Below are 2,144 nucleotides of genomic sequence, written 5' to 3' on the forward strand. Positions count from 1 at the left end.
TCCTATATTTCAGGAAAAGCAGGGCGTGGTTTTGGTGGTGGCGGTGCTGGTGCTCATGATCATGTTTCTCCAAGCGGTGCTGGAGCTGATGGCGCTGTTCTTATAAGATTATGGAAAGAATAAATGGATGCACAAGTAACCAAGATATGACAGAAGTCAAATGGATAGCTGTTCTATAAGCAGGCTTATATGTTTTTAAGTCCTTTTATCGCTCTTTAAAAGCCCTTTGAAAGGGCTTTTTTTGACTGACAGTGTCAGGCTTATGAGAGAGGATGAGTGTTGTTATAGTCTCTCCATTGATTTGGAGAGCAAAATGGCAATAGAATTTAATCATGGTATCCGCCTCATTGAGGATGGTCAAGCATCTCGACCCTTAGAGATGTTTAGCCAAACCGCCCTTGGGGCGGTTGTTACAGCCCCTGATGCGGATGCACAAATTTATCCCCTTAACGAGCCCGTGTTGGTCTTCACCCATGAGACAGACAAAATCCAAAAGCTTGGGACACGGGGCACAGCTCTTGATGTTATCAATGCCGTGCGCGCGCAAGGGATTGAGGCACAAGTGATCCTTGTGCGGGTGGAAGAAAAGTCAACCATTGCTGAGACACAAACCGAAATGGTGGGATCAAATGCTCGACTGACCGGTGTGCATGCCTTGGCTCATGCGCAGGGGCATTTGGGTGTGGAACCTGGAATTCTCTTGGCACCGGCTTATAGTGCAGGGCGCCTTGATAATGGCAAAAACCCTGTGGCAGACGCTTTGGAACAGGTTGCAGAAAAGCTACAAGCCATTGCTGTGTTTGATACGGGAGGTAAAAACACGGAAGAAAGTCTTGCCTATCGTGCAGATTTTTCCTCACGCTTTTGTTATTTGATTGATCCCTTTGTACGGGTGGCAAATGGTGATGGAGGTGTGAGTATAAAACCCGCAAGTCCTTTTGCAGCAGCCATGTTTATCAAACGAGACAAGCAAAGAGGCGGTGTTTTTTGGTCTCCTTCCAACCAAGATGTGCATGGCATTTTAGGGACAGCACGCCCCATTAGCTACTTTGATGGGGAAATTGATCATGAGGCAAATCGTCTCAATAAAGCCGATATTGCGACCTTTATTCCCGCGCGCCTTAGTCAAAATGGGCAGGGAGAAGTAGCTTCCAATGGGCGCATTTTATGGGGCAACCATACCACCTCCAGTGATCCGCTTTGGCGTTTTGTCAATGTGGTGCGCACCCGTGCAGCCTTGGAAAAAACCATCATTAACAATTTACGCCCTTGGGCCAATGATGAAAACCTGACTGGTCAACATGTTATTGCCATTACCCGCAGCCTTACACAGTTTCTTGATGATATGATTGCGCGTGGTGCGCTTTTGGGTGGTCGGGTTTGGTTTGATCGTGATTTAAATTCCAACAGCAATTTACAACTGGGGAAATTGCGGGTGGAATTTGATGCAGAAGAAGTGCCGCCTCTAGAAGATTTAAGCTTTGGCAGCCGGCGCAATGGAGCTTACTTTAATCGGCTTGCTGAAGATATCCAAAATAAAATGATTTATGCCTTTGGCGATACGCTAGAGGGTTATCGCAAAGCAGCAAGGAGCGACATATGACTTTAAGAATTGTTCGCGGTTTTACCCTGATTGTTGATGATGATGTTAATCTCCATCTTGATCTTGAAACCCTCAAATTACCTACGTTGGAAGAAATCACTGAAACCTATCAACCAGGGGGCTCTGATATGCAGATTGATGTGAGCGGTCTTGGTGTGAAAGCTTTGAGCATGCAAATGAAAATCCGCAGCCATACCCCTGAGGTCATCGGCATCTTTGGTGGTCCTCCTGGTCTTCGTCATAAATTCACTGGCAAAAAACATGTGATCTCTGAAGAAGATGGGCGTGAGCATGAACATTCCATTGATGTGACAGGGCGGTTGGTCAAAGTGGATAGTGAAGGCTTAACGGCTGGAAAAGCGACAGGCTATGATTGCGAGATCAAAAATATTTGGGACTATACAGAATTTTGGGATGGTTCTGTTTTGCATCGTTTTTCCTTTAAACGGGGCGGTTGGCTTGTGCGCAATGGGCAAGAGATCGGTTCTCGCCGCCGCTCTATTCTCAACTTATAAGCTCTCATTATTGATAGGGTTCTCAA

At 46.2% G+C, this 2,144-nt stretch carries 2 protein-coding genes; both read left to right on the forward strand.

The window, feature by feature from the left end; translation table 11 throughout:
- The first annotated feature begins 313 nt into the window (after positions 1-313).
- Entirely contained in the window at positions 314-1,603 is a 1,290-nt protein-coding gene (locus ACFINU_RS09670; RefSeq protein ID WP_375667640.1) for a phage tail sheath C-terminal domain-containing protein, read from the forward strand.
- A complete protein-coding gene (locus ACFINU_RS09675; RefSeq protein ID WP_375608794.1) occupies positions 1,600-2,118 on the forward strand; it encodes a phage major tail tube protein in 519 nt (172 codons plus the stop codon). Before ACFINU_RS09670 ends, ACFINU_RS09675 begins: the two co-directional genes overlap by 4 nt.
- The last annotated feature ends 26 nt before the right edge of the window (positions 2,119-2,144 follow it).

Source organism: Bartonella sp. AC130YNZD, from assembly GCF_042196865.1.
GTDB lineage: Bacteria > Pseudomonadota > Alphaproteobacteria > Rhizobiales > Rhizobiaceae > Bartonella.